General features: G+C 58.9%; 22 protein-coding genes and 2 tRNA genes. 2 read left to right on the top strand and 22 right to left on the bottom strand.

Annotation, left to right across the window (positions count from 1 at the left end; translation table 11 throughout):
- Window positions 1–134: 134 nt before the first annotated feature.
- The 13 genes from truB to rlmE all read right to left on the bottom strand — a co-directional run bounded on the left by truB (window position 135) and on the right by rlmE (window position 12,745).
- A complete protein-coding gene (gene truB, locus LIS66_RS03860) occupies window positions 135–1,052 on the bottom strand; it encodes a tRNA pseudouridine(55) synthase TruB (protein ID WP_024011571.1) in 918 nt (305 codons plus the stop codon).
- Between the two features lie 4 nt (window positions 1,053–1,056).
- Window positions 1,057–1,458: a 30S ribosome-binding factor RbfA gene (gene rbfA, locus LIS66_RS03855; protein WP_016771753.1), complete on the bottom strand. Its 402-nt coding sequence runs from the start codon at window positions 1,456–1,458 to the stop codon at window positions 1,057–1,059.
- Window positions 1,459–1,617: 159 nt separating this feature from the next.
- The gene (gene infB / locus LIS66_RS03850; RefSeq protein ID WP_024011570.1) at window positions 1,618–4,146 is read right to left on the bottom strand and encodes a translation initiation factor IF-2; all 2,529 of its coding nucleotides are present in this window, start codon (window positions 4,144–4,146) and stop codon (window positions 1,618–1,620) included.
- Between the two features lie 27 nt (window positions 4,147–4,173).
- On the bottom strand, window positions 4,174–5,655 hold the full coding sequence (gene nusA, locus LIS66_RS03845) for a transcription termination factor NusA (protein WP_024011569.1): 1,482 nt from the start codon (window positions 5,653–5,655) through the stop codon (window positions 4,174–4,176).
- Between the two features lie 47 nt (window positions 5,656–5,702).
- Window positions 5,703–6,161 (bottom strand): ribosome maturation factor RimP, encoded by a 459-nt coding sequence (gene rimP / locus LIS66_RS03840; protein WP_007973115.1) that lies wholly within the window; start codon window positions 6,159–6,161, stop codon window positions 5,703–5,705.
- Between the two features lie 139 nt (window positions 6,162–6,300).
- Window positions 6,301–6,377 (bottom strand) — tRNA-Met (locus tag LIS66_RS03835).
- 97 nt (window positions 6,378–6,474) lie between these two features.
- Window positions 6,475–6,560: transfer RNA gene (locus tag LIS66_RS03830), tRNA-Leu, on the bottom strand.
- A gap of 22 nt (window positions 6,561–6,582) precedes the next feature.
- Window positions 6,583–6,966 (bottom strand): preprotein translocase subunit SecG, encoded by a 384-nt coding sequence (secG, locus tag LIS66_RS03825; protein WP_016771756.1) that lies wholly within the window; start codon window positions 6,964–6,966, stop codon window positions 6,583–6,585.
- Between the two features lie 4 nt (window positions 6,967–6,970).
- Window positions 6,971–7,726, bottom strand: a complete 756-nt coding sequence (tpiA, locus tag LIS66_RS03820; RefSeq protein ID WP_227973668.1) for a triose-phosphate isomerase — start codon at window positions 7,724–7,726, stop codon at window positions 6,971–6,973.
- A 65-nt stretch (window positions 7,727–7,791) separates the two neighbouring features.
- Entirely contained in the window at window positions 7,792–9,129 is a 1,338-nt protein-coding gene (gene glmM / locus LIS66_RS03815; RefSeq protein WP_042608861.1) for a phosphoglucosamine mutase, read from the bottom strand.
- Window positions 9,130–9,145: 16 nt separating this feature from the next.
- Window positions 9,146–9,997, bottom strand: a complete 852-nt coding sequence (gene folP / locus LIS66_RS03810; protein WP_042608860.1) for a dihydropteroate synthase — start codon at window positions 9,995–9,997, stop codon at window positions 9,146–9,148.
- An 8-nt stretch (window positions 9,998–10,005) separates the two neighbouring features.
- Window positions 10,006–11,913, bottom strand: coding sequence for an ATP-dependent zinc metalloprotease FtsH (ftsH, locus tag LIS66_RS03805; RefSeq protein WP_016771759.1), 1,908 nt, complete (start codon window positions 11,911–11,913; stop codon window positions 10,006–10,008).
- Window positions 11,914–12,115: 202 nt separating this feature from the next.
- Window positions 12,116–12,745, bottom strand: a complete 630-nt coding sequence (gene rlmE, locus LIS66_RS03800) for a 23S rRNA (uridine(2552)-2'-O)-methyltransferase RlmE (protein ID WP_039759551.1) — start codon at window positions 12,743–12,745, stop codon at window positions 12,116–12,118.
- Between the two features lie 101 nt (window positions 12,746–12,846).
- Here rlmE and LIS66_RS03795 point away from each other — a divergent pair, with 101 nt between their 5' ends.
- Window positions 12,847–13,155: a YhbY family RNA-binding protein gene (locus tag LIS66_RS03795; protein ID WP_016771761.1), complete on the top strand. Its 309-nt coding sequence runs from the start codon at window positions 12,847–12,849 to the stop codon at window positions 13,153–13,155.
- A 9-nt stretch (window positions 13,156–13,164) separates the two neighbouring features.
- On the opposite strand, the gene LIS66_RS03790 is transcribed toward LIS66_RS03795, so the two are convergent.
- The 8 genes from LIS66_RS03790 to grpE all read right to left on the bottom strand — a co-directional run bounded on the left by LIS66_RS03790 (window position 13,165) and on the right by grpE (window position 23,638).
- Window positions 13,165–13,569: an MFS transporter gene (locus tag LIS66_RS03790; protein ID WP_227973667.1), complete on the bottom strand. Its 405-nt coding sequence runs from the start codon at window positions 13,567–13,569 to the stop codon at window positions 13,165–13,167.
- A gap of 28 nt (window positions 13,570–13,597) precedes the next feature.
- Window positions 13,598–14,074 carry a transcription elongation factor GreA gene (gene greA, locus LIS66_RS03785; protein WP_039759729.1) on the bottom strand — a complete coding sequence of 159 codons (477 nt, stop codon included), beginning with the start codon at window positions 14,072–14,074 and terminating at the stop codon, window positions 13,598–13,600.
- Window positions 14,075–14,076: 2 nt separating this feature from the next.
- The gene (gene carB / locus LIS66_RS03780; RefSeq protein WP_039759558.1) at window positions 14,077–17,298 is read right to left on the bottom strand and encodes a carbamoyl-phosphate synthase large subunit; all 3,222 of its coding nucleotides are present in this window, start codon (window positions 17,296–17,298) and stop codon (window positions 14,077–14,079) included.
- A 124-nt stretch (window positions 17,299–17,422) separates the two neighbouring features.
- Window positions 17,423–18,559 carry a glutamine-hydrolyzing carbamoyl-phosphate synthase small subunit gene (gene carA / locus LIS66_RS03775; RefSeq protein WP_227973666.1) on the bottom strand — a complete coding sequence of 379 codons (1,137 nt, stop codon included), beginning with the start codon at window positions 18,557–18,559 and terminating at the stop codon, window positions 17,423–17,425.
- A 258-nt stretch (window positions 18,560–18,817) separates the two neighbouring features.
- Entirely contained in the window at window positions 18,818–19,621 is an 804-nt protein-coding gene (dapB, locus tag LIS66_RS03770) for a 4-hydroxy-tetrahydrodipicolinate reductase (RefSeq protein WP_016771766.1), read from the bottom strand.
- Between the two features lie 9 nt (window positions 19,622–19,630).
- Complete coding sequence (gene dnaJ, locus LIS66_RS03765; protein WP_039759565.1) at window positions 19,631–20,755, bottom strand: molecular chaperone DnaJ; 1,125 nt, start codon at window positions 20,753–20,755, stop codon at window positions 19,631–19,633.
- 297 nt (window positions 20,756–21,052) lie between these two features.
- Window positions 21,053–22,969 (bottom strand): molecular chaperone DnaK, encoded by a 1,917-nt coding sequence (gene dnaK / locus LIS66_RS03760; RefSeq protein WP_042608859.1) that lies wholly within the window; start codon window positions 22,967–22,969, stop codon window positions 21,053–21,055.
- A gap of 102 nt (window positions 22,970–23,071) precedes the next feature.
- Window positions 23,072–23,638, bottom strand: coding sequence for a nucleotide exchange factor GrpE (gene grpE, locus LIS66_RS03755; protein WP_039759570.1), 567 nt, complete (start codon window positions 23,636–23,638; stop codon window positions 23,072–23,074).
- Window positions 23,639–23,878: 240 nt separating this feature from the next.
- Here grpE and recN point away from each other — a divergent pair, with 240 nt between their 5' ends.
- On the top strand, window positions 23,879–25,552 hold the full coding sequence (gene recN / locus LIS66_RS03750) for a DNA repair protein RecN (RefSeq protein ID WP_042608858.1): 1,674 nt from the start codon (window positions 23,879–23,881) through the stop codon (window positions 25,550–25,552).
- 76 nt (window positions 25,553–25,628) lie between these two features.
- Here the strand turns inward: recN and fur are convergent, their stop codons facing one another.
- Window positions 25,629–26,033, bottom strand: a complete 405-nt coding sequence (gene fur, locus LIS66_RS03745; RefSeq protein ID WP_016771770.1) for a ferric iron uptake transcriptional regulator — start codon at window positions 26,031–26,033, stop codon at window positions 25,629–25,631.
- Between the last annotated feature and the right edge of the window lie 93 nt (window positions 26,034–26,126).

The following is a 26,126-nucleotide window of genomic DNA, read 5'->3' as shown; positions in this document are numbered from 1 at the left end:
CTTCCTTATCAGGAAACTGTTTCAGGGAAACAGCTTCAACAGGCCAGGGACAAATCCCTGTATCTATAAATGAGTAGTGACCATGCCTGTTAACAGCCACACTCGCCGGCCCGCTTGACGCAGACCGGTTCCGGTCATTCTGACCGAATCAAGCGACGCGGCGCGATGCGCCCGTCTTCGCTCACTTCACCGATACCGATGAAGCGACCATTGTGATCCTGTACTCGCACCATGCCGAACTTCGGCGCATCCGGGGCACGCACCGGCTGGCCGTTGAGCCAGTAGAACGCGCTCGCTTCGGAGAAGTGCAGCAACGGCCAATCCTGCAGGCCGCTGTCCGAAGGCATCAGGAAACGGTCGACCGCTTCGTTGCCACCTTCGGCATGTACCGCTTCCAGCTCTTCGAGGGTCACGGTCTGCGCGAGGGTGAAAGGCCCGGCCTGGGTCCGGCGCAATTCTGCGACGTACGCACCACAACCGAGTTGCTCACCGATATCCTCCACCAGGGTACGAATATAGGTGCCCTTGCTGCAGTCCACCGCAAGCCGCGCAGTATCGCCTTCAAAGGCCAGCAATTCCAAGCGCGCAATAGTAACAGAACGCGGTTCGCGCTCCACTACTTCGCCTGCACGTGCCAGTTTGTACAGCGGCTGGCCATCACGCTTGAGCGCCGAGTACATCGGCGGTATCTGACTGATTTGCCCGCGAAATTTCGGCAGAACTGCTTCGACATCGGCGCGACCAACGGTCACCGGACGCTCCTGCAAAACTTCGCCTTCGGCATCGGCCGTGGTGGTGGTCTTGCCGAGTTGCGCCAGGGTTTCATAGCCCTTATCGGAATCGAGCAGGTACTGCGAGAACTTGGTCGCCTCGCCGAAGCACAGCGGCAATACGCCGGTGGCCAGCGGGTCGAGGCTGCCGGTGTGCCCGGCCTTCTCGGCATTGAGCAGCCAGCGCACCTTCTGCAACGCGGCGTTGGAAGTGAACCCCAACGGCTTGTCGAGCAGGATGATGCCGCTGACGTTACGACGGATACGTTTGACCTGAGCCACCGAATTACTCCTTGGTGTCTTCAGGTGCTGGAGCGGCAACGTGCTGATTGTCTTCAGCCACGGCGCGCTCGATCAGTGCCGACAGGTGCGCACCACGCACGACAGATTCGTCGTAGTGGAAGTGCAGTTGCGGCACACTGCGCAGCTTCATTTCGCGGGCCAGTTGCATGCGCAGGAAACCTGCGGCGGCATTGAGCACCTTGATGCTTTGCGCGATGTCTTCAGCGTTGTCCTGCCCCATCACGGTGATGAAAATCTTCGCGTGACCGACGTCACGGGACACTTCCACAGCAGTGATGGTGACCAGGCCGACGCGCGGGTCTTTGACTTCGCGACGGATCAGTTGCGCCAGCTCGCGCTGCATCTGATCGCCGATACGTTGGGTACGGCTGTATTCTTTTGCCATGATTTGTTACCTGTTACTGCCCAGCGGTGAAACCCGCAAGGTCTGAAAGCGGCAAACGCCCGGCCTGACAAAAGCCAGACCGGGCGTTGCGTTTAGAGTCCGGACGCTGGGCCGTGCATTTGCATGCTACGGCCCATCGTGGCCCTTGAAGTGCGCGAGTCAGAGGCTGCGAGCAACCTGAACCTTCTCGAAGACTTCGATCTTGTCGCCGACTTTGACGTCGTTGTAGCTCTTCACGCCGATACCGCACTCCATGCCGGCACGTACTTCGGAAGCGTCATCCTTGAAGCGGCGCAGGGATTCCAGCTCGCCTTCGAAGATAACGATGTCTTCACGCAGTACGCGGATCGGACGGTTACGGTGCACGACACCTTCAATCACCATGCAACCGGCGATCGCGCCAAACTTCGGCGAACGGAACACGTCACGCACTTCGGCCACACCCAGGATGTTCTCGCGAACATCGCTGCCGAGCATACCGGTCAGGGCTTTCTTGACGTCTTCGATGATGTCGTAGATCACGTTGTAGTAACGCATATCCAGACCTTCCTGCTCGACGATCTTGCGAGCGCCAGCATCGGCACGCACGTTGAAGCCGAACAGTACAGCGTTGGAAGCCAGTGCCAGGTTGGCGTCGGATTCGGTGATACCACCGACACCGCCACCCACGACGCGCACTTGCACTTCGTCGTTGCCCAGGCCATTCAAGGCACCGTTCAACGCTTCCAGCGAACCACGGACGTCGGACTTGAGGACGATGTTGAGCGTCTTCTTCTCGGCCTGACCCATGTTTTCGAAGATGTTTTCCAGCTTGCCGGCGTGAGCGCGAGCCAGTTTGACTTCGCGGAACTTGCCTTGGCGGAACAGAGCCACTTCACGGGCTTTCTTCTCGTCGGCAACCACGCTCATCTCGTCGCCAGCGTCCGGCGTACCGTCCAGGCCGAGGATCTCGACAGGGATGGATGGACCGGCTTCCTTGATTGGCTTGCCGTTCTCGTCGAGCATGGCACGTACACGGCCGTAGTTCGAACCGACCAGAACCATGTCGCCTTGACGCAGCGTACCGTCCTGAACCAGCACGGTTGCCACCGGGCCACGACCCTTGTCGAGACGCGATTCAACCACGACACCACGGCCAGGAGCCGATGGAGTAGCTTTCAGTTCGAGAACTTCGGCCTGCAGCAGAACGGCTTCAAGCAGCTCGTCCACGCCAGTACCCATCTTCGCCGAAACCGGAACGAATGGTGTGTCGCCACCCCAGTCTTCGGAAGTCACGCCGTGAACCGACAGCTCGCTGCGGATGCGATCGAGATCGGCGCCCGGCTTGTCGATCTTGTTCACTGCGACCACCAGCGGCACGCCAGCTGCCTGAGCATGCTGAACGGCTTCGATGGTTTGCGGCATCACGCCGTCGTCCGCTGCAACCACGAGGATCACGATGTCGGTCGCCTTGGCACCACGAGCACGCATTGCGGTAAACGCGGCGTGACCCGGGGTGTCGAGGAAAGTGACCATGCCGCGATCAGTCTCAACGTGGTACGCACCGATGTGCTGGGTGATACCGCCGGCTTCGCCAGCAGCTACCTTGGCACGACGGATGTAGTCGAGCAGGGAAGTCTTACCGTGGTCAACGTGGCCCATTACGGTCACGACTGGAGCACGGGAGAACGACTCACCTTCAAACTTCAGGGACTCGGCCAGGGAATCTTCCAGAGCGGTGTCGCTGACCAGGGTCACTTTGTGGCCCAGTTCTTCGGCTACCAGTTGAGCAGTTTCCTGATCAAGCACCTGGTTGATGGTCGCTGGGGTACCCAGTTTGAACATGAACTTGATGATTTCAGCAGCCTTGACCGACATCTGGTTGGCCAGATCGCCAACCGTGATGGTCTCGCCGATCTGCACATCACGCACGACAGGGCCGGTAGGGCTCTGGAAACCGTGGGCGTTGCGCTTCTTCAGCTTGGCCTTGCCGCGACCACCACGACGGAAGCCATCGCTTTCTTCGTCGGTAGTGCGTGGTGCCACACGTGGCGCCGGAGCTTTTTCCTTGACCGATGCGCGATGCGGAGCGTTTTTGCGCTCGCCATCACCGCCACCGCTGCGACGATTGTTGTCGTCGGCACGTGGCTTGTCCGGACGGCGCTGTTCGTTCTGCTTGTTGCGAACGTCAGCCGATGGAGCAGGAGCAGCAGCCACCGGTGCGCTTTCGCGAACAGGTTCGGCAGCGGCAGCCGGCGCCGCGACGGCGTCGCTGGCAGCGGTTTGCGCAGCAGCAGGCTGGCGACGCGCTTCTTCTTCGGCGCGTTGCTTGGCTTCTTCTTCAGCCTTCTGACGGGCAGCATTTTCTACTGCGCGGCGCTCATCCAGTTCACGCTTGCGCTCGGCTTCGATTTCTTCCGGGCTACGCTGTACGAAAACTTTCTTCTTGCGAACTTCAACGCTGATGCTCTTGCTACCAGCCACACGCAGGGTGCTGGTGGTTTTACGCTGCAGCGTGATCTTGCGTGGTTCTTCCACTTTCGCCTTGTGACTGCTCTTCAAGTGAGTCAGCAGGGATTGCTTCTCACTGTCAGTCACATTTTCGTCGGCGGCGGTGTGCGGCAGACCTGCCTCACGCATCTGCTGCAACAGGCGCTCTACCGGTGTTTTGACCTCATCGGCCAGTTGTTTCACCGTGACTTGCGTCATGCACTTCTCTCCTCAGGCCGCGCCTAATTACTCGAACCAGTGGGCTCGGGCGGCCATGATCAACTTGCCGGCACGATCATCGTCAATGCCGTCGATGTCGAGCAGGTCGTCAATAGACTGCTCGGCCAGGTCTTCGCGGGTAATTACGCCGCGCACCGCCAGTTCCATCGCCAAATCCTTGTCCATACCCTCAAGCGAGAGCAGGTCTTCGGCCGGATGGGCGTCTGCCAGCTTTTCCTCAGTAGCGATGGCTTTGGTCAACAAGCGATCCTTGGCGCGAGCACGAAGCTCGTTGACGATGTCCTCGTCAAAGCCGTCGATGTTGAGCATCTCCTCCACCGGTACGTAGGCAATCTCTTCCAGGCTGGTGAAGCCTTCATCTACCAGCACCTGAGCCAGTTCTTCGTCGACTTCCAGCTCGTCGATGAAGTTGCGCAGGATGTCGCCGGTTTCTGCTTGCTGCTTAGCCTGGATGTCCGATTCGGTCATCACGTTCAGGGTCCAGCCAGTCAACTGGCTGGCCAGACGCACGTTCTGACCACCGCGACCGATGGCCTGAGCCAGATTGTCTGCGCCAACGGCGATGTCCATGGCATGGGCATCTTCGTCAACGATAATTGCCGCAACCTCGGCCGGGGACATGGCGTTGATCACGAACTGGGCCGGGTTGTCGTCCCACAGCACGATATCAACACGCTCGCCGCCCAACTCACCCGATACCGCCTGGACGCGCGAACCGCGCATACCGATGCAGGCACCTTGCGGATCAATGCGCTTGTCCTTGGAACGGACGGCGATCTTGGCGCGCGAACCCGGATCACGGGAGGCGGCCATGACCTCGATGAGGCCTTCAGCGATTTCCGGCACTTCGATACGGAACAGCTCGATCAGCATTTCCGGCGCGGTACGCGACAGGATCAGCTGCGGGCCGCGGTTCTCGGTGCGGATTTCCTTGAGCAGCGCACGCAGGCGCACGCCGACACGGAAGGTTTCGCGAGAAATGATGTCTTCACGGGCCAGCAACGCTTCAGCGTTGTTGCCCAGATCGACGATCACGTTGTCGCGGGTGACTTTTTTCACGGTGCCGGAGATGATTTCCCCCAGGCGCTCGCGATAGGCGTCGACCACTTGAGCGCGCTCGGCTTCGCGAACTTTCTGCACGATGACCTGCTTGGCAGTCTGTGCAGCGATGCGGCCGAACTCGATGGATTCGATTTTCTCTTCGACGACGTCACCGACCTTGGCGCCAGGATGCGTTTCGGCAACCTTGCTAGGCCAGGTCTCGATGGCCGGATCGTCGAGATCATTCTCTTCGACGACCGTCCAGCGACGGAAGGTTTCGTAGGAACCGGTGTGGCGGTTGATTTCCACACGCAGGTCCACTTCGTCTTCAAAACGCTTTTTGGTAGCAGTGGCCAGAGCCAGCTCCAGCGCTTCAAAAATTACGCTTGCCGGTACACCCTTTTCATTGGATACCGACTCAACAACCAGCAGTACTTCTTTGCTCATCGTACGCCTCGCCTTTCGCAAGCCATTGGATCCGCGGGATCCGCGTCTCAGTCAAAACTGGGAATAATGTTGGCCTTGTCGATCATATCGATCGGCAACAGGAACTCGTGGTCTTCTACCTGCACCACGACGTCCTGCTCTTCTACACCGCGCAGAAGGCCCTGAAAGTTGCGTCGACCTTCGAAAGGCGAGCGCAGCTTGATCTTCACTTGTTCACCGGCAAATTTGGCAAACTGCTCAAGAGTGAACAGCGGGCGCTCCATGCCAGGCGAGGAAACTTCAAGGGTGTATTCAACGGAGATTGGATCTTCAACATCCAGGACACCGCTGATCTGACGGCTGACAATGGCGCAGTCGTCCACCAGCACGCCACCCTCTTTATCGATATAAACGCGCAACATCGAGTGCCGACCCTGAGCCGAAAACTCGATACCCCAGCATTCATAGCCCAGGGCCACGACCACCGGGGCCAGCAAGGCCTGCAACTCTTCTAGCTTGCTCGACACCTGAACCCCCTAGTGCATGATATGTGCATGCTTTGCAAAATAAAAAAATGGGCATAACGCCCATCCTTGAAACGCCGTCGAACAGCGGCGTTGAAAGTATCCAGCTAACAAAAAGCCCCTTAAAAGGGGCTCCTTAAACTGGTTGCGGGGGCCGGATTTGAACCGACGACCTTCGGGTTATGAGCCCGACGAGCTACCAGACTGCTCCACCCCGCGACAAAGCTGGGGCGGAAGTATACGACCGATCCCTTTTAGGGTCAATGTAACCTTCCACCTGCAAGAAAGCCCGCAACAGCGGGCTCTCCTGACTAATTGGTACCGAGAAGGGGACTCGAACCCCTACACCCTATGGGCACAACCACCTCAAGGTTGCGTGTCTACCAATTCCACCACCTCGGCAATACTACGTTTGAAACTCTTCTTACTTCTGCTCTTGAGCTGGAGGCACGTCAGTCGCTGGAGTAGCCGACTTTTGCTCTTGAAGCACCGGGACATCATCAGAAGCCGGTTGTTGCTTAGGTACTTCCAACACTGCTGGATCTGGCAAACCTGCTTGAGTCAGCTGATGAGCCTTCTCTTTAGCAAAGTAACCTAACCCCAGGCTGGTTATGAAGAAACCGGCGGCAAGTATAGCAGTAAACTTACTAAGAAAGGTAGAGGAACCTTGGCTTCCGAACACAGTATTTGAAGCACCTGCTCCGAAAGACGCGCCAGCGTCCGCACCCTTACCCTGCTGCAGCAAAACCAGAGCAACTACGCCCAATGCACCCAGCAGATGAAAAACGACTACGACTGTTTCCAGCATTTTTTCAGTTTCCCGCGGCGCGACAGATCGCACCGAACTCATCTGCATTCAGGGAAGCTCCACCAATGAGCCCCCCATCGATATCCGGCATGCCGAACAGTTCGACCGCATTGGCCGCCTTCACGCTGCCGCCGTATAGAAGCCGCACATTTCGTGCGACTTCAGAATTCTCTGCCGCCAACTGCTCGCGAATGGCTTTATGCACATCCTGAGCCTGTTGCGGCGTTGCAGTCAGCCCGGTACCAATGGCCCAGACCGGCTCGTAAGCAATCACTGCCTTGGCAAAAGCACCGACACCCAGCTCCTCAATGATGCTGCCCAGCTGACGCCCGACAACTTCAAGAGTTTTTCCGGCTTCGCGTTGCTCGAGGGTCTCCCCCACACACAACACCGGAATCAAGCCACATGCCTGTGCAGCTGCGAACTTGCGATTCAGCATCCCGTCTCGCTCGCCCAGAATCTGGCGGCGTTCGGAGTGCCCGACAAGCACCAGGGAACAACCTGCATCCACCAACTGACTGGGAGCAATCTCACCGGTCAGCGCACCTTGCATGGCTTCCACCGCAGAATTCTGCGCGCCGACCGAAATCGACTTGCCTTTCAAGCCATCAATCACTTGATTGATATACAAGCAAGGCGGGAACACCGCGACATCAACACCGCTTGGCAAGGCCAGATGACGAAGGTCGTTGATCAGCTCAGCGACGCTGGCGCGGGTACCGTGCATCTTCCAGTTACCAGCTACCATAGGGCGACGCATGCTGTACCTCGTCGGTCAAAGTGGGCGCAGATGTTACCCAACACAATCATGGCTTGCAAGCCGTATCAGGCAGAAACTTCGGTTACCAGTTTTGCCAGCTCTTCGGCATAGCCGCGAACCTGGTTTTCGTCCTCGCCTTCGACCATTACGCGCACCAGAGGCTCTGTGCCGGACTTGCGCAGAAGCACGCGACCGCGCCCCGCCATCGCCTGGGTTACGCGGGCGCTGGCTTCCTTGACAGCCGGATGCTCCAGTGGGCTTTCACCGCCGCCGAAGCGGACGTTGATCAGCACCTGAGGGCACTTGCGCAAAGCCTGTCGGGTTTGGGCGAGACCTTCATTGCGGGATTTCAGAGCCATCAACACCTGCAGGGCCGCGATGATCGCGTCGCCCGTGGTGGTGTGATTGAAGCAGACCACATGCCCGGAGTTCTCTCCGCCGACAAGCCAGTTGCGCTCTTGCAGCTCAGCGATGACATAGCGGTCACCGACATTGGCACGAACGAACGGGATCGACAGATCTGCCAGGGCCAGTTCAAGGCCGAGGTTGCTCATCAGCGTACCGACCACTCCACCCTGCAACTTGCCGCGCTCATGCAGATCGCGGGCAATGATAAACAGCAGATCATCGCCATCGACGATGGTACCGGTGTGATCAACCATCAACACGCGATCGCCATCACCATCGAAAGCGATGCCGAGGTCGGCGTGTTCGGCCAGCACCGCAGCCTGCAAGGGCCCCATGTGCGTGGAACCACAGTTATCGTTGATGTTCAGCCCGTTCGGCTGGGCAGACAGCACGACAACTTCGGCGCCCAGCTCACGGAAGACGCTCGGCGCCACCTTATAGGTCGCACCGTGCGCACAGTCGATGACTATTTTCAGGCCGGAGAAATTGGTTCCGGAAGGCACGCTGCTTTTGCAGAACTCGATGTAGCGACCCGATGCATCATTGATTCGCGAAACTTTGCCGATCTTGCTCGATTCGACGACGGTCATCGGCGTATCCAGCAACTCTTCGATCATCAACTCCAATTCATCCGGCAGCTTGGTGCCTTTGCCGGAGAAGAACTTGATGCCGTTGTCGTCATGCGGATTGTGCGATGCACTGATCACGATCCCGGCTTCAGCCTGGAAGGTACGCGACAGATAGGCAATGGCTGGCGTCGGCATCGGGCCGAGCAGCATCACATCGGCGCCCGCCGAGGTCAGCCCGGCCTCGAGTGCGGACTCGAACATATAGCCGGAGATTCGCGTGTCCTTGCCGACCAGCACCTTGCACGCACCCATTTTGCGGAACGCCATGCCAGCCGCCCAGCCGAGCTTGAGCATGAAATCAGGCGTGATCGGGTATTCACCAACGCGACCGCGAATGCCGTCGGTACCAAAATATTTCTTGCTCATAAGTGCTCCATCATTCTTATTCGGCTGATTCTACGGCCGCGATCATTCGCACCACATCGACGGTTTCCGCCACGTCGTGGACGCGCAATATTCGCGCGCCCTTGACCGACGCCAGCGCCGCCAGCGCCAGACCGCCATGCAGACGCTCACCCACGGGACGGTTCAAAGCGTGGCCAATCATACTCTTGCGCGAAACACCCACCAGCAGTGGCCGACCCAGTGCGTGCAGGGCCTCCATGTGCTTGAACAAGCTTAGATTGTGCTGCAAGGTTTTGGCGAAGCCGAAGCCGGGATCGAGAATGATCCGCTCGGCGGGAATGCCCGCGAGCGCGCATTGATCCATACGCTCGGCGAGAAATTCGCCCACCTCGCGGGTGACATCCTGATAGTGAGGATTGTCCTGCATATCGCCCGGCTCGCCGAGCATGTGCATCAGACACACCGGCAATCCGGTCGCCGCCGCCGCGTCCAGCGCGCCATCGCGACGGAGCGAACGTACATCGTTGATCAACCCGGCACCCAGCCGTGCGGTTTCGCGCATGACCGCTGGTGTGGAAGTATCGACCGAGATGATGACATCCAGCTCGCGATTGATCAGCTCGACTATCGGTGCGACGCGCTCAAGCTCCTCCAGAGGAGAAACCGCTCGAGCACCCGGCCGGGTCGATTCGCCGCCGACATCGATCAGCGTCGCACCAGCCAGCACCATGGCTTCGGCGTGGCGCAGCGCTGCGTCCAGCTGGCTGTAACGGCCACCGTCGGAAAAGGAATCGGGAGTGACATTGAGAATGCCCATGACATGCGTATGGGCCAAATCAAGAACCCGGTTGCCGCAAGGCAACCGGGTCAGGGACTGAACAGAAGTCATTTCAAACCTTAAACGTCAGCAGCCGGACCGCCAATCGGTTTTTCCGGACGCTCGTCCTGCACGACAGGCGGCGGAGGCGTACCGGTGCCACCGGACCAGTCACGCGGCTCGCGAGGTGTGCGACCGGCCATGATGTCGTCGATCTGCTCGGCATCGATGGTTTCGTACTTCATCAGCGCATCAGCCATGGCATCCAGCTTGTCACGGTTATCCGTGAGGATCTGCTTGGCGGTGCCGTAGCACTGATCGATGATACTGCGCACTTCGGAGTCGATCAGCTTGGCTGTCTCACCCGAGAAGCTGGCAGCCTGACCGCCACCGCCGCGACCGAGGAACACTTCACCCTCTTCTTCGGCGTACATCAGCGGACCGAGTTTTTCCGACAAGCCCCACTTGGTCACCATATTCCGGGCAATCTGACTTGCACGCATGATGTCGTTGGAGGCACCGGTGGTCACACCATCGAAGCCCAGCGTCATTTCTTCAGCGATACGGCCGCCGTACAACGAGCAGATCTGACTGATCAACGCACGTTTGGACAGGCTGTAGCGATCTTCTTCCGGCAGGAACATGGTCACACCCAGCGCACGACCGCGCGGGATGATCGATACCTTGTAGACCGGATCATGCTCAGGTACGACGCGACCCACGATGGCGTGGCCAGCTTCGTGATAAGCAGTGTTCTGTTTTTCTTTCTCGGACATGACCATGGATTTGCGCTCGGCGCCCATCATGATCTTGTCTTTGGCCAGTTCGAACTCTTTCATCTCGACGATACGCTTGCCGCTACGGGCAGCGAACAGCGACGCCTCGTTGACCAGGTTGGCCAGGTCAGCACCGGAGAAGCCCGGAGTACCACGTGCGATTACTGCCGGAGCAACGTCGTCGCCCATTGGCACTTTGCGCATGTGCACTTTCAGAATCTGCTCGCGACCACGAATGTCCGGCAAGCCAACCACCACCTGACGGTCGAAACGGCCCGGACGCAGCAGCGCAGGGTCGAGTACGTCGGGACGGTTGGTGGCGGCAATCACGATGATGCCGTCGTTCATTTCGAAGCCGTCCATCTCTACCAGCAACTGGTTGAGAGTCTGCTCACGCTCATCGTGACCACCACCCATACCGGCGCCACGATGGCGACCCACGGCATCGATTTCGTCGATGAAGATGATGCACGGTGCGTGCTTCTTGGCCTGCTCGAACATGTCGCGGACACGGCTGGCGCCAACACCAACGAACATTTCGACAAAGTCGGAACCGGAAATGGTGAAGAACGGCACTTTCGCTTCGCCGGCAATCGCCTTGGCCAGCAAGGTTTTACCGGTACCCGGTGGGCCTACCATCAGCACACCGCGCGGGATACGCCCGCCCAGACGCTGGAATTTACCCGGATCACGCAAGAACTCGACCAGTTCGCCGACTTCTTCCTTGGCTTCGTCGCAACCGGCAACGTCAGCCAACGTGGTCTTGACCTGATCCTCGGAGAGCAGGCGCGCCTTGCTCTTGCCGAAGCTCATCGGCCCGCCCTTGCCACCGGCACCACCCTGCATCTGGCGCATGAAGAACATGAACACCGCGATGATCACCAGGATCGGGAAGCTGGCCACCAGAAGCTGGGTCCAGATGCTTTGCTGTTCAGGCTGTTTGCCTTCAACCACAACGTGATTGTCGACCAGATCGCCGATCAGGCCATTGTCCTGGATTGCCGGACGAATGGTCTTGAAGCTGTCGCCATCGGTGCGCTTGCCGGTAATCACATAGCCATCGACGGCTACGCGCTCGACCTTGCCATCCTTGACCTGCTGGATGAAGTCGGAATAGTTGAGGGTCTGCGGCTCGTTAGGGCTGGAGAAGTTGTTCATCACCGTCACCAGGACAGCCGCGATGATCAACCACAGGATCAGATTCTTTGCCATATCGTTCAATTAACTACCCTCTGAAGCAAGCTCCGCTACTGGCGCGCGCTTCGCATGATATTCACCGGCCTAACTTACTACATTACCTACAACTCTGGCAGGCGCCGTCTGTAACCCTTTGTGAAACACTTTCTACACAATATTCGCTTATGCCCGCAGAGCGAAATATGAAAAACCTATCGCCCTGCCGAAAAACCTCGTTTTACGCATCACCGCCGCGATAACCCCAGGCCAGCATGTACTGCTCACGGGAGCTGCCACGGGAAGAGTCTGGCTTGATCATCTGGATCTTGTCGAATTTCTTGCGAGCATCCTTCAGATAAACATCGAACCCTTCGCCCTGGAAAATCTTGATGACGAAATTGCCACCGGGCTTGAGTATCCGCTCCGCCAGATCCAGCGCCAGCTCACAAAGGAACATGGCCTTGGGCATATCCACTTCGGGTGTACCACTCATATTGGGGGCCATATCGGAAATCACAAGGTCCACCTGCGAATTACCGACGGCCTCGAGGATTTCGGCAAGCACCGAGTCTTCAGTGAAGTCACCTTGAATGAAGGTCACGTCCGGAATGCCATCCATCTCAAGGATGTCAGAAGCGATCAGACGCCCCTGACCACCGATCAGCCGACTGGTGACCTGCGACCAGCCGCCCGGGGCCGCACCGAGGTCGACCACGCTCATGCCCGGACGGATCAATTTGTATTTTTCCTGGATCTCCAGAAGCTTGTAACTTGCACGCGAACGGTAGCCATCCTTCTGCGCCTGCTTCACATAAGGATCGTTGACATGTCTTTTCAGCCAACCAAGGCTTGTCTTGGAACGCGCCATTGGGCACCTCGATGATTAGGGTCGTGATTAGTTGGGCGGATCCACGAACCCTCGGGTAAAATGGCCGCCATTTTACAGAATCCAGACGAAAGGGTCAGATTATGCCGCTCACTCCAGAGCAGAAGAAACAGTACAAATCCATCGGCCACCACCTCAAACCAGTGTTGACGGTGGCGGACAACGGTTTGACTGAAGGTGTTTTAGCCGAACTTGAACGCGCCCTGGCGGATCACGAGCTGATCAAGATCAAGCTCAACATCCTCGATCGCGAGTCGCGCTTGGCGCACATCGCCGAACTGTGCAAGGTCGGCAAAGCAGACCTGGTTCAGGTCATCGGCAAGATGGCTCTGGTCTATCGCAAGAACTTCAGCGCCAACAAGCAGCTGTCGAACGTTCATCGCTTCAAGTGATGCGCAGGGTCAAGGGTGTGCTTCGCGCACCCTGCCACTCCATCCCGGCACCGGCTGCATGATCAGCACCAGCCCGGAAAACCCCAGCACCAGATAACTGAATACCTGCCAGCGCTGCGCATCCGGCCAGCCGACACGCACAGCGACATACATCGCGCACGCGTACAACGCCATCAACAGCACCTGCCCGCGAAAATCCCGCCATAGACTGCCAAGGCCTTCGGCCTGTACCAGCACTAAAGCCTGAAAGATCACGCACAGAGCGGCGAATCCCACCACCAGCACTTCGAATGCACTGGCTACTTCGTCGATCAACAGCGGCGCCAGGCCGATCTGGCCTAACGCCGGCTGCAAACCAAGGTGAATCAACCATAGACCACCGACCCAAAGCATCTGGGTCAGCTGCCAAAGCATGGCGCCCGCGTGCAGCGGGCGCCTTCTTTCAGATGTGACGAACTTCGACAATCTCGTACTCGATCACGCCGCCTGGCGTTTTGACGGCAACTACATCGCCCTCTTCCTTGCCAATCAAGGCGCGGGCCAGCGGCGAACCGACGGAAATCTTGCCGAGTTTGAAGTCAGCCTCATCCTCACCCACGATGTGGTAAGTGACGCTTTCATCAGTCTCGACGTTGGCGATTTCGACGGTGGTACCGAAAATCACTTTGCCGGTATGCGGAATGGTCGTGACATCGATGATGACCTGATTCTGGATCCGGCCTTCGATATCACGAATCCGCGCCTCGACCATGCCCTGCTGTTCGCGAGCGGCATGGTATTCAGCGTTTTCCTTCAAGTCACCCAACTCGCGGGCCGTACCGATGTCCTGGCTGAGCTTCGGACGAACGACCTTGGTCAGGTGAGCATGTTCTTCTTCCAGGGCTTTGGCGCCCTGAACAGTCATTGGGTACTTGGTTATGCTCATGCCTTCAATCCTGCGTGTAGATCCTGCAAGCGGCGCACGGTTTTTTCCGGACCGAACTTCAGCGCTTCGCAGATCGCTTCGCCCGCAGCGATGGTAGTGGTGCAGTAGATCTTGTGCTGCAGGGCGTTACGACGAATGGAGTACGAATCGGCGATCGACTGACGACCTTCGGTGGTGTTGATGATCAGCGTGACTTCGTCATTCTTGATCATGTCGACCACGTGCGGACGCCCCTCGGTCACCTTGTTCACGCGGCGCACTTTCAGGCCTGCCGCTTCGATCAGCTTGGCAGTGCCGGCAGTGGCGACCACTTCGAAGCCCAAGTTGATCAGATCACGGGCCACGCCTGCAACCAGCGGCTTGTCATCATCGCGCACGCTGATGAACGCGGTACCGCCGGTCGGCAGCACTTCGCTGGCGCCCATCTGCGCCTTGGCGAATGCTTCGCCGAAGGTATCGCCGACGCCCATCACTTCACCGGTGGACTTCATCTCTGGGCCGAGGATCGGGTCAACGCCAGGGAATTTGGCGAACGGGAACACCGCCTCTTTCACGCTGTAGAAGTTCGGGATGATTTCCTTGGTGAAGCCGATTTCCTTCAGGGTCTTACCGGCCATCACGCGCGCTGCGATCATCGCCAGGGAAACACCGATGCACTTGGAAACGAACGGCACGGTACGCGAGGCGCGCGGGTTGACTTCGATGACGTAGATGTCTTCGCCCTGCAAAGCCAATTGCACGTTCATCAGGCCGACAACGCCCAGTTCAAGGGCCATTTTCTTGACCTGTTCGCGCATCTCGTCCTGGATGTGCGCCGGCAGCGAGTACGGCGGCAGCGAGCATGCGGAGTCACCGGAGTGAACGCCCGCCTGTTCGATGTGCTGCATGATCGCGCCGATTACCACGTCTTTGCCGTCGCAAACCGCGTCCACGTCCATTTCGATGGCGCAGTTGAGGAAGTGGTCGAGCAGCACCGGGCTGTCGTTGGACACTTGCACCGCGTCACGCAGGTAACGCTTGAGCTCGTCTTCCTTGTAAACGATTTCCATCGCACGGCCGCCCAATACATACGACGGGCGCACCACCAACGGATAACCGATTTTCGCGGCAGCACGAACGGCTTCGTCTTCGCTGCGCACAGTGGCGTTTGGCGGCTGACGCAGGTTCAGGCGCTCGACCATTTGCTGGAAGCGCTCGCGGTCTTCGGCACGGTCGATGGCGTCAGGGCTGGTGCCGATAATCGGCACACCAGCGGCTTCCAGCGCACGAGCCAGTTTCAGCGGAGTCTGGCCGCCGTACTGGACGATCACGCCCTTCGGCTTCTCGACGCGGCAGATTTCCAGCACGTCTTCCAGAGTTACCGGTTCGAAGTACAGACGGTCGGAAGTGTCGTAGTCGGTGGAAACGGTTTCCGGGTTGCAGTTGACCATGATGGTTTCGTAGCCGTCTTCGCGCAGAGCGAGAGCAGCGTGAACGCAGCAGTAGTCGAACTCGATGCCCTGGCCGATACGGTTCGGACCGCCGCCCAGGATCATGATCTTGTCGCGACCCGACGGCGCGGCTTCGCACTCTTCCTCGTAGGTCGAGTACAGGTAAGCGGTGTCGGTGGCGAACTCGGCGGCGCAGGTGTCAACGCGCTTGTAGACCGGGAATACTTCGAGCTTCTGACGATGGGTGCGCAGGTTTTTCTCGGTGACGCCCAGCAGCTTGGCCAGACGCTGATCGGAGAAGCCTTTGCGCTTGAGCTTGAACATCAGGTCGCGGTCGATCGAGGACAGACCGAGGGTCTTGACCTTCTCTTCGTCCTTGATCAGGTCCTCGATCTGCACCAGGAACCACGGGTCGATCATGTTCATGCCGAAGATGTCTTCGACCGACAGACCGGCGCGGAAGGCGTCAGCCACGTACCAGATACGCTCGGCGCCCGGCACGGTCAGTTCGCGCTTGAGCACGCTCATGCTTTCCGGGTTGCTCAGATCAAGCTTCTCGTCCAGACCGCAAACGCCGACTTCCAGACCACGCAGGGCTTTCTGCAGGGATTCCTGGAAGGTGCGGCCGATGGCCATGACTTCACCGACCGACTTCATTTGCGTGGTCAGGCGCGCGTCAGCCTTGGCGAATTTCTCGAAGGCGAAGCGTGGCAGCTTGGTGACGACGTAGTCGATCGACGGTTCGAAGGACGCCGGGGTCTTGCCGCCGGTGATGTCGTTCGACAGCTCGTCGAGGGTGTACCCCACAGCCAGTTTGGCCGCGACCTTGGCGATCGGGAAACCGGTGGCTTTCGAAGCCAGTGCCGAGGAACGCGATACCCGCGGGTTCATTTCGATCACGACCATACGGCCAGTGTTCGGGCAGATACCGAACTGCACGTTGGAGCCGCCAGTCTCGACGCCGATCTCGCGCAGGACCGCCAGGGAGGCGTTACGCAGGATCTGGTATTCCTTGTCGGTCAGGGTTTGCGCAGGAGCCACGGTGATCGAGTCACCGGTGTGCACGCCCATCGGGTCGAAATTTTCGATCGAGCAGACGATGATGCAGTTGTCCTTTTTGTCGCGGACAACTTCCATTTCATATTCTTTCCAGCCGATCAGCGATTCGTCGATCAGCAGCTCTTTGGTCGGCGACAGGTCCAGACCACGGGCGCAGATTTCTTCGAACTCTTCACGGTTGTAGGCGATACCGCCACCGGTGCCGCCCATGGTGAAGGACGGACGGATGATGCACGGAAAACCGAGGGTTTCGAGGACCGCATTGGCCTCTTCCATGCTGTGGGCGATCCCGGAACGCGGGCACGCCAGGCCGATGGATTTCATCGCCTTGTCGAAACGCGAACGGTCTTCAGCCTTGTCGATGGTGTCGGCGTTGGCACCGATCATCTCTACGCCGAACTTCTCCAAAACGCCTTCGCGCTCCAGGTCCAGGGCGCAGTTCAGTGCAGTCTGGCCGCCCATGGTTGGCAGTACGGCGTCCGGACGCTCCTTCTCGATGATCTTGGCAACGGTCTGCCACTTGATCGGTTCGATGTAGGTAGCGTCGGCCATGTCCGGGTCGGTCATGATGGTAGCCGGGTTGGAGTTCACCAGGATGACGCGGTAACCCTCTTCGCGCAGGGCTTTGCAGGCCTGGGCGCCGGAGTAGTCGAATTCGCAGGCCTGGCCGATAACGATCGGGCCAGCGCCGAGAATCAGGATGCTTTTAATGTCTGTACGTTTTGGCATGGTTTGTCACTCAAATCCGCAGGTCAGTCGGCAAGCCGTCTTGATCGATTTCTGAAGTCCCGAGGGGGCCGCCGGAACCGGGGCCGCCCTCGCGGGCTTCTCTCTACAGTCTCAAGGCGAACGCTTAGCGTCGCTTGGCCATCTCGTTGATGAAGCGGTCGAACAGTGGCGCGACATCGTTCGGGCCCGGGCTCGCTTCAGGGTGACCCTGGAAGCTGAACGCGCTCTTGTCGGTGCGCTCGATGCCTTGCAGGGTGCCGTCGAACAGCGACTTGTGGATCGCGCGCACGTTGGCTGGCAGGGTGGCTTCGTCTACCGCAAAACCGTGGTTCTGGCTGGTGATCATTACCACGCCGGTGTCCAGGTCCTGCACCGGGTGGTTGGCACCGTGGTGGCCGTGGCCCATTTTCAGGGTCTTGGCGCCGGAGGCCAGAGCCAGCAACTGGTGGCCGAGGCAAATGCCGAACACCGGCGTCTCGGTTTCCAGCACTTGCTTGATCGCCTGGATCGCGTAGTCGCATGGCTCCGGGTCACCAGGGCCGTTGGACAGGAACACGCCGTCCGGCTTGAGCGCCAGCACATCGGCGGCTGGAGTCTGAGCCGGCACCACGGTGACGCGGCAGCCGCGCTCGACCAGCATGCGCAGGATGTTGACCTTGACGCCGTAGTCGTAGGCGACCACGTGGTATGGCAGATCGGAGGCTTCGATGGTCGCGTGGCTGTCGGTTTTCAGATCCCAGACAGTCGAGCGCCATTCGTATTGAGTCTTGGTGCTGACGACTTTCGCCAGGTCCATGCCCTTCAGGCCCGGGAAGCCTTGCGCAGCGGCGATGGCCGCTTCTTCGGAGATGTTGTCGCCGGCCATGATGCAGCCGTTCTGTGCGCCTTTTTCACGCAGGATGCGGGTCAGGCGACGGGTGTCGATACCAGCGATTGCCACTACATTGTTGGCTTTCAGGTAGTCGGACAGGGACATCGTGTTACGCCAGTTGCTCGCTACCAGCGGCAGGTCACGGATGACCAGGCCAGCGGACCATACGCGGTCGGACTCGGCGTCTTCCGGCGTGGTGCCGGTGTTGCCGATGTGCGGGTAAGTCAGGGTAACGATCTGTTGGGCGTAGGAAGGATCGGTAAGGATTTCCTGATAGCCGGTCATTGCGGTGTTGAACACCACCTCACCAACGGTCTGACCGTCGGCTCCAATGGCTTCGCCGCGAAAAATGCTGCCATCAGCAAGGGCGAGTATGGCTGGCTTAGTCAAGAAGACCTCCCGTAAATAACGCATGAAAGGGCAATCGCAGGTTGTAAAAAAGCGGAGTGACGTATGGACACGTCACCCCGCTTCTTCACTGAAATTATTCTGCGCGCTTTTAGTGGACACACTAAAGCTGTAGCTTACAGAAAAGGCCGTTTTTGGTCCACCGCTAAAGAGCCTTAAAGGCCGGAGAATGCGACAGGTCGTCGCCAAGCGGTGAAAACCGGCGCAAATCGGGACGTTTGCGCCGGGTTCAGCAACGACTCAACGCAGGTCGAGCACGTCTTGCATGTCGTACAGGCCCGGCTCGCGACCATCCAGCCACAGCGCCGCACGCACCGCGCCCTTGGCGAAGGTCATGCGGCTCGAAGCCTTGTGGGTGATCTCGACGCGCTCGCCATCGGCAGCGAACAGAACGGTGTGGTCACCGACGATGTCGCCGGCACGCACAGTGGCGAAACCAATGGTTTCACGCTCACGCGCACCGGTCTGACCTTCGCGACCATAGACCGCGACCTTCTTCAGATCACGCCCCAGCGCATCGGCAATCACTTCACCCATGCGCACGGCGGTACCCGACGGGGCATCGACCTTGTGCCGGTGATGGGCTTCCATGATCTCGATATCGACATCGTCACCCAGCACGCGCGCAGCGGTGTCGAGCAACTTCAGGCAGAGGTTGACGCCGACGCTGAAGTTGGCAGCGAAAACGATCGGAATGTCCTTACCCGCCTCGGCCAGCAACTGCTTCTCTTCAACACTGAAACCGGTGGTGCCGATGATCATCGCTTTGCCGTGCTTGCGGCAGAATGCGAGGTTCTTCAGGGTCACGGTCGGGTGGGTGAAGTCGATCAACACATCGAACTCTTCAACCACACGATCCAGATCACCGGACAGCGGCACGCCAATACGGCCCAGCGCTGCCAGCTCACCGGCATCCGCGCCAACCAGCGTGCTGTCGGGGCGATCGACCGCCGCGGTCAGACCGGCGCCCGGCGTCTGCTGCACCGCTTCGATCAGGGTCTTGCCCATGCGCCCGGCGGCGCCCATCACTGCAATACGTCGCATGCCGACTCCTTACAAATCGCCGAAGAAACGCTTCACACCGTCGAACCAACCGGTGGTTTTCGGCGAATGGCTGTTGTCGTCGGCCAGGGAGCTGCGGAATTCTTCCAGCAGTTCACGCTGACGACGGTTGAGGTTGACCGGCGTTTCCACAGCCACACGACACATCAGGTCACCGGCACCGCCGCCACGCACTGGCGCAACGCCTTTGCCGCGTACGCGGAACTGCTTGCCGGTCTGCGTGCCTTCGGGGATTTTCAGTTTGACGCGACCGTCGAGGGTCGGAATCTCCAGCTCGCCGCCCAGCGCTGCGTCGACGAAGCTGATCGGCACTTCGCAGAACAGATGCTTGCCGTCACGCTGGAAGATGTCGTGCTCGCGCACATTGATCACAACATACAGGTCGCCAGTCGGCCCGCCCTGGGTACCCGCCTCGCCTTCGCCGGACAGACGAATGCGGTCGCCGGTATCAACACCGGCCGGCACTTTAACCGACAGGGTTTTGTACTCTTCGACGCGACCGTCGCCGTGGCAGGAGTCGCACGGATCGGAAATGATCTTGCCCTGGCCATGGCAGCGCGGGCAGGTCTGCTGCACCGAGAAGAAGCCCTGCTGCATGCGCACCTGGCCGATACCGCCGCAGGTCGGGCATGTCGTCGGCGAGGAGCCTTTCTTGGCGCCGGAACCATCGCACGGCTTGCAGTTGACCAGTGTCGGAACGCGGATATTCACCGACGTCCCGCGCACCGCTTCTTCCAGATTCAGCTCCAGGGTGTAGCGCAGATCGCTGCCTCGCTGGGCGCCGCCACGGGAACCGCCGCGACCACCGCCAAAGAAGTCACTGAAGACATCGCCAAAGATGTCCGAGAAATTCTGGCCACCGAAACCGGCACCGCCGCCGCCCATGCTCGGATCGACGCCGGCATGCCCGTACTGGTCGTATGCCGCGCGCTTGCTGGCGTCGGACAACACTTCATAGGCCTCGTTGGCCTCTTTGAATGCTTCTTCCGAAGCTTTGTCGCCGGGATTACGGTCGGGGTGGTGCTTCATGGCCAGACGGCGATAGGCCTTTTTCAGGTCCGCTTCGCTCGTGCCCCGCTCGACACCCAATACTTCGTAATAGTCACGCTTTGCCATAAGTTCTTTGCACTCTTAAGGACGTTCGGCAAACCCCTCCTGAGCCTCGCCAAACTCGTTGAGCCCCCATTAAGGCCCGGACCCAACTCACGTCAATTCAACGATCCTGGTCTTGATTGATGCGGTATCTGCGGCGCGAAAAGCAGGAGCATTCCCGGCCATACCGCCAGCATCCGAACGCTGTCGCATGCTGTAAAAATTCGCGTATTCCAGATACGCCAACGCGGGAGGCAAGCTCCCGCGCGGCGACATCCTACCAGTCACCGCCGCAAGGCAGTCAACCGGGCGACCAACAACTTACTTGTGGTCTTTTACTTCTTCGAACTCGGCGTCGACAACGTCGTCAGCCTTCTCAGCCGATTCGCCTTGCGGGGCTGCGCCATCAGCTGGCTGAGCCTGTTCGGCGTACATCTTCTGAGCAACCGGAGCGGAGACTTTCGACAGCTCTTCAACCTTGGCTTCGATGGCAGCCTTGTCGTCGCCTTTGACGGCGGCTTCCAGAGCAACCACTGCAGCTTCGATTGCAGTCTTCTCTTCGGCGGTGACCTTGTCGCCCGCGTCAGCGATCATCTTGCGAGTCGAGTGCACCAGTGCATCACCCTGGTTACGGGCAGCGGCCAGCTCTTCGAACTTGCGGTCTTCCTCGGCATTCGCCTCGGCGTCACGCACCATGCGCTCGATTTCTTCGTCGGACAGACCGGAGTTGGCCTTGATCACGATCGACTGGGTCTTGCCGGTAGCCTTGTCTTTCGCGCCGACGTGCAGGATGCCGTTGGCGTCGATGTCGAAGGTCACTTCGATCTGCGGCACGCCACGTGGAGCTGGTGGAATGTCGGCCAGGTCGAACTTGCCCAGCGATTTGTTCTGTGCGGCTTGCTTGCGCTCGCCCTGCAGAACGTGAATGGTCACAGCGCCCTGGTTGTCGTCGGCAGTCGAGAACACTTGCGATTTCTTGGTAGGAATCGTGGTGTTTTTCTCGATCAGCGCGGTCATCACGCCACCCATGGTTTCGATACCCAGGGTCAGCGGGCTGACGTCGAGCAGCAGCACGTCTTTAACGTCACCGGCCAGAACAGCGCCCTGAATCGCAGCACCCATGGCAACGGCTTCGTCCGGGTTGACGTCTTTACGCGCTTCTTTACCGAAGAAATCGGTCACCAGCTTCTGCACCAGCGGCATACGGGTCTGACCACCGACCAGAATCACGTCGTTGATCGCGCTGACGTCGATACCAGCGTCTTTCATGGCAATGCGGCAAGGTTCGATGGTGCGCTGAACCAGGTCTTCAACCAGTGCTTCGAGCTTGGCACGCGAGATTTTCACGTTCAGGTGCTTAGGACCGGTCGCGTCTGCAGTGATGTACGGCAGGTTGACGTCGGTCGACTGAGCGGACGACAGCTCGATCTTGGCTTTCTCAGCGGCTTCTTTCAGGCGCTGCATGGCCAGCGGGTCACCTTTGAGGTTCATGCCGCTTTCTTTCTTGAATTCGTCAACGAGGTAGTCGATCAGACGAATGTCGAAGTCTTCACCGCCGAGGAAGGTGTCACCGTTGGTGGCCAACACTTCGAACTGGTGCTCACCGTCAACTTCAGCGATTTCGATTACGGAAACGTCGAAAGTACCGCCACCCAGGTCATAAACGATCACGGTGTGATCGCCCTTGGCCTTGTCCATACCGTAAGCCAGAGCGGCTGCGGTTGGTTCGTTGATGATACGTTTTACGTCCAGACCAGCGATGCGGCCGGCGTCTTTGGTGGCCTGACGCTGGCTGTCGTTGAAGTAGGCCGGAACGGTGATCACCGCTTCGGTCACTGCCTCGCCGAGGTAGTCTTCGGCGGTCTTCTTCATCTTCTTCAGAATTTCAGCCGAGATTTGTGGCGGAGCCATTTTCTGGCCGTTCACTTCAACCCAGGCGTCATTGTTGTCAGCCTTGACGATCTTGTATGGGACCATCTGGATGTCTTTCTGCACAACTTCTTCGTCGAAACGACGACCGATCAGACGCTTTACTGCGTACAGGGTGTTGTGCGGGTTGGTGACAGCCTGACGCTTGGCCGACTGACCTACCAGAATTTCGCCATCGTTGGCGTAAGCGATGATCGACGGCGTGGTACGCGCGCCTTCAGCGTTTTCAATAACTTTGGCTTTGCCGTTTTCCAGCACGGAGACGCAGGAGTTGGTAGTCCCCAGGTCGATACCGATAATTTTGCCCATGTTCACTCTCCCGAAACTTTGGATTTTGTTGCCGCAGCAGTGGTGGCTGACTGCGGTAGCACTTAAACGCTTGACTTCTAAATGGGGGCCTTGCGGCTAATTTCAAGCCTGCTCGTCAATCGAAGGCGAAACCGGTGCCGGTGCCTTGCTGACCACGACCATTGCCGGGCGCAGCAGGCGACCATTGAGCTGGTAGCCCTTCTGGAAAACCTTCAGCACGCTGTTCGGCTCGACGTCGGCGCTTTCCTGCATGGCCATCGCCTGATGGTGAACGGCGTTGAACGGTTCGCCATGCGGATCGATAGCTTCAAGCTGGTAGCGCTTGAGGGTGTCGTGGAACATTTTCAGGGTCAGCTCGATGCCTTCGCGCATCGGACGGATGCTTTCGTCGTCCGGGCTCGACAGCTCGAGGCCGCGCTCCAGGCTGTCGACGATCGGCAGCAGGTCGCTGGCGAATTTTTCCAGGGCAAACTTGTGCGCCTTCTCGACGTCCTGCTCGGCACGGCGGCGAACGTTCTGCAGATCGGCAGCAACACGCAGAGACTGATCCTGCGCGGCGGCCAATTGCTCTTCGAGCACTTGCACACGGGTCGCCAGGTCGTCACCCGAACCTTCGGGCGCCTGATTGGCATCTGGGTTTTGCGTATCTACTGTCTGTTCGTCAGCCATAGAATTCTCCTTTCAATTTCGTCCGCGAGCCTGACTCGCGCTTCTGCCCCGATATATGGGGCCGCAAAATCAGGCTTCAAGGGCTGCAATCGATTGTCCCTACAAAAAAGTGCTGAATAGTCATTCTCGAATGCGCTAAGAAAACTTTTCGATCAAGCAAATCGAGCTAAGCGGGGGCATTGTCAGGCCTGAACAAAACACTGTATAAATAACCAGACCTCAAGCCTGGGAGCGGCCCTTATGCTGGTGCACCTGTCCGTACACAACTACGCCATCGTCGAACATCTCGATCTCGAACTCGATCGCGGGATGAGCGTGATCACAGGGGAAACCGGCGCCGGCAAGTCGATCATGCTCGATGCCCTGGGCCTTACCCTGGGTGATCGCGCCGACAGCGGCGTGGTCCGCCCGGGCGCCGATAAAGCCGACATTCTCGCCACGTTCGACCTGGCTGATATCCCTGAAGCCAGCGCCTGGCTGACCGAGCGCGACCTGGAAAACGACGGGCCGTGCATTCTGCGTCGGGTCATCACCTCCGAAGGTCGTTCGCGCGGCTATATCAACGGCACGCCCTGCCCGCTTGGCGACCTCAAAGCCCTTGGCGAGCTGCTGATCGATATCCACAGCCAGCATGAACATCAATCACTGCTGAAAACCGACACCCATCGCCGCCTGCTCGACGAGTACGCCGGCGCGACCGATCTGGCGCGTCAGGTGCAACTTGCCGCCCAGCGCTGGCGCCAGACCCGCCAGGAACTCGAGCGCCTCTCCAACTCTGGTGATGAACAACGTGCACGTCATCAACTGCTCAGCTACCAGCTCGAAGAACTGGAAAACCTCGGCCTCGGCGAAAACGAACTCGAACAGCTGGAGCAGGAACACAAGAACCTGACCAACGCCGAAACCTTGCTGGGCATTTGCCGGCAAGTGGTCGAGCAGTGCAGCGAAAGCGATTCCGGCAATGTGCTGAATGCGCTGACCGCCAGCCTCAATCGCCTGTCCAGCGTGAATAATTCAGTGGGTGCGCTGGGTGAAGCCAGCAGCCTGCTGACCAGCGCGCAGATTCAGGTAGAAGAAGCGGTCGGCGAGCTCAACCGCTTTCTCGACAACTTCGATGCCGACCCGGCTCGCCTGCAATATCTGGAAGAGCGCCTGGACGCGATCTACACCCTGGCGCGCAAACACCGGATTCAACCGACCGAAGTCGGCGAAATGCAGCAGAAGTTGCTGGAAGAAATCGAAACCCTGAACGCCAACGATGAATCCATCGAGCGCCTGGGCGAAGAGCTGGCCTCCTACGCCCGTCACTATCAAGAGAAAGCCCGCGAGCTGAGCGACCTCCGTCAACAGGCATCCGGCAGTCTCGCCAGTGCGGTGGAGCAGGAAATCCAGCGCCTGGGCATGCCCGGCGGCCGCTTCACCATCGAACTGAAAGCCAACAGCAGCGACGAATTGCTGCCGAACGGATTGGAACAGGTCGAACTGCTGGTCAGCGCCAACCCCGGCCAACCGCTCAAGGCGCTGGCAAAAGTCGCGTCCGGCGGTGAGCTGTCGCGGATCAGTCTGGCGATTCAGGTGATCACCGCCCAGACCTCCCGTGTGCCAACGCTGGTATTCGACGAAGTGGACGTGGGTATCGGCGGCCCGACTGCCGAGATCGTCGGCCAGCTACTGCGGCGCCTCGGTGATCGCGGCCAGGTCTTGACCGTGACCCACTTGCCGCAAGTGGCGGCGCAGGGTCATCAGCATCTGTTCGTGCACAAGGTCCGCGACGAAAAGGCGACTCACACCGCCGTCGCGAAGCTGACCAAGAACGAACGCATCGAAGAAGTCGCGCGCATGCTCGGTGGCATCGATCTGACCAAGGAATCCCTGGCTCACGCGAAAAAAATGGTGGTGACCGCCAAGGCGTAACAAATAGTAGAAAGCACGAAGGCGACCCTTGGGTCGCCTTCGTTCGTTTCGCGAATGTGAAATTCGCGCGACATGCTTACTTTTTCTTGCGTACGTACAGTACAAGATTGTGATCAACCATCTCGAAACCGTGCTTCTCGACGATCGATTTCTGAAGTTTTTCGATTTCTTCGTCGAAGAATTCGATGACTTCACCCGACTCCACGTTGACCATATGGTCGTGGTGGCCACCGTCAGCCAGTTCGAAGACCGCGTGGCCGCCGTCGAAGTTGTGGCGGACCACGAGGCCGGCCGCTTCGAACTGGGTCAGTACACGGTAAACCGTGGCCAGGCCGACGTCCTCACCAGCTTCCATCAACGCCTTGTAGACGTCCTCGGCACTCATGTGGCGCTGCTCGGTAGAGTCGAGCATTTGCAGGATCTTGACCCGTGGCAGGGTCACTTTGAGGCCGGCTTTGCGTAGTTCGCTATTTTCAACCATGGTCAGCTTTCTCGCGATGCTGCTTCGCAGCTTCTCTTAATGCGGGTATGATCGGCGTTTACGTTGTCCCAGCCAAGATAGTGGAAGTCGCCC

Source organism: Pseudomonas sp. HN2, from assembly GCF_020736465.1.
Classification (GTDB): Bacteria; Pseudomonadota; Gammaproteobacteria; order Pseudomonadales; family Pseudomonadaceae; genus Aquipseudomonas; species Aquipseudomonas moraviensis_A.
Note: the sequence above shows the minus strand (reverse complement) of the source record. Positions and strands in the feature narration are given on the sequence as shown.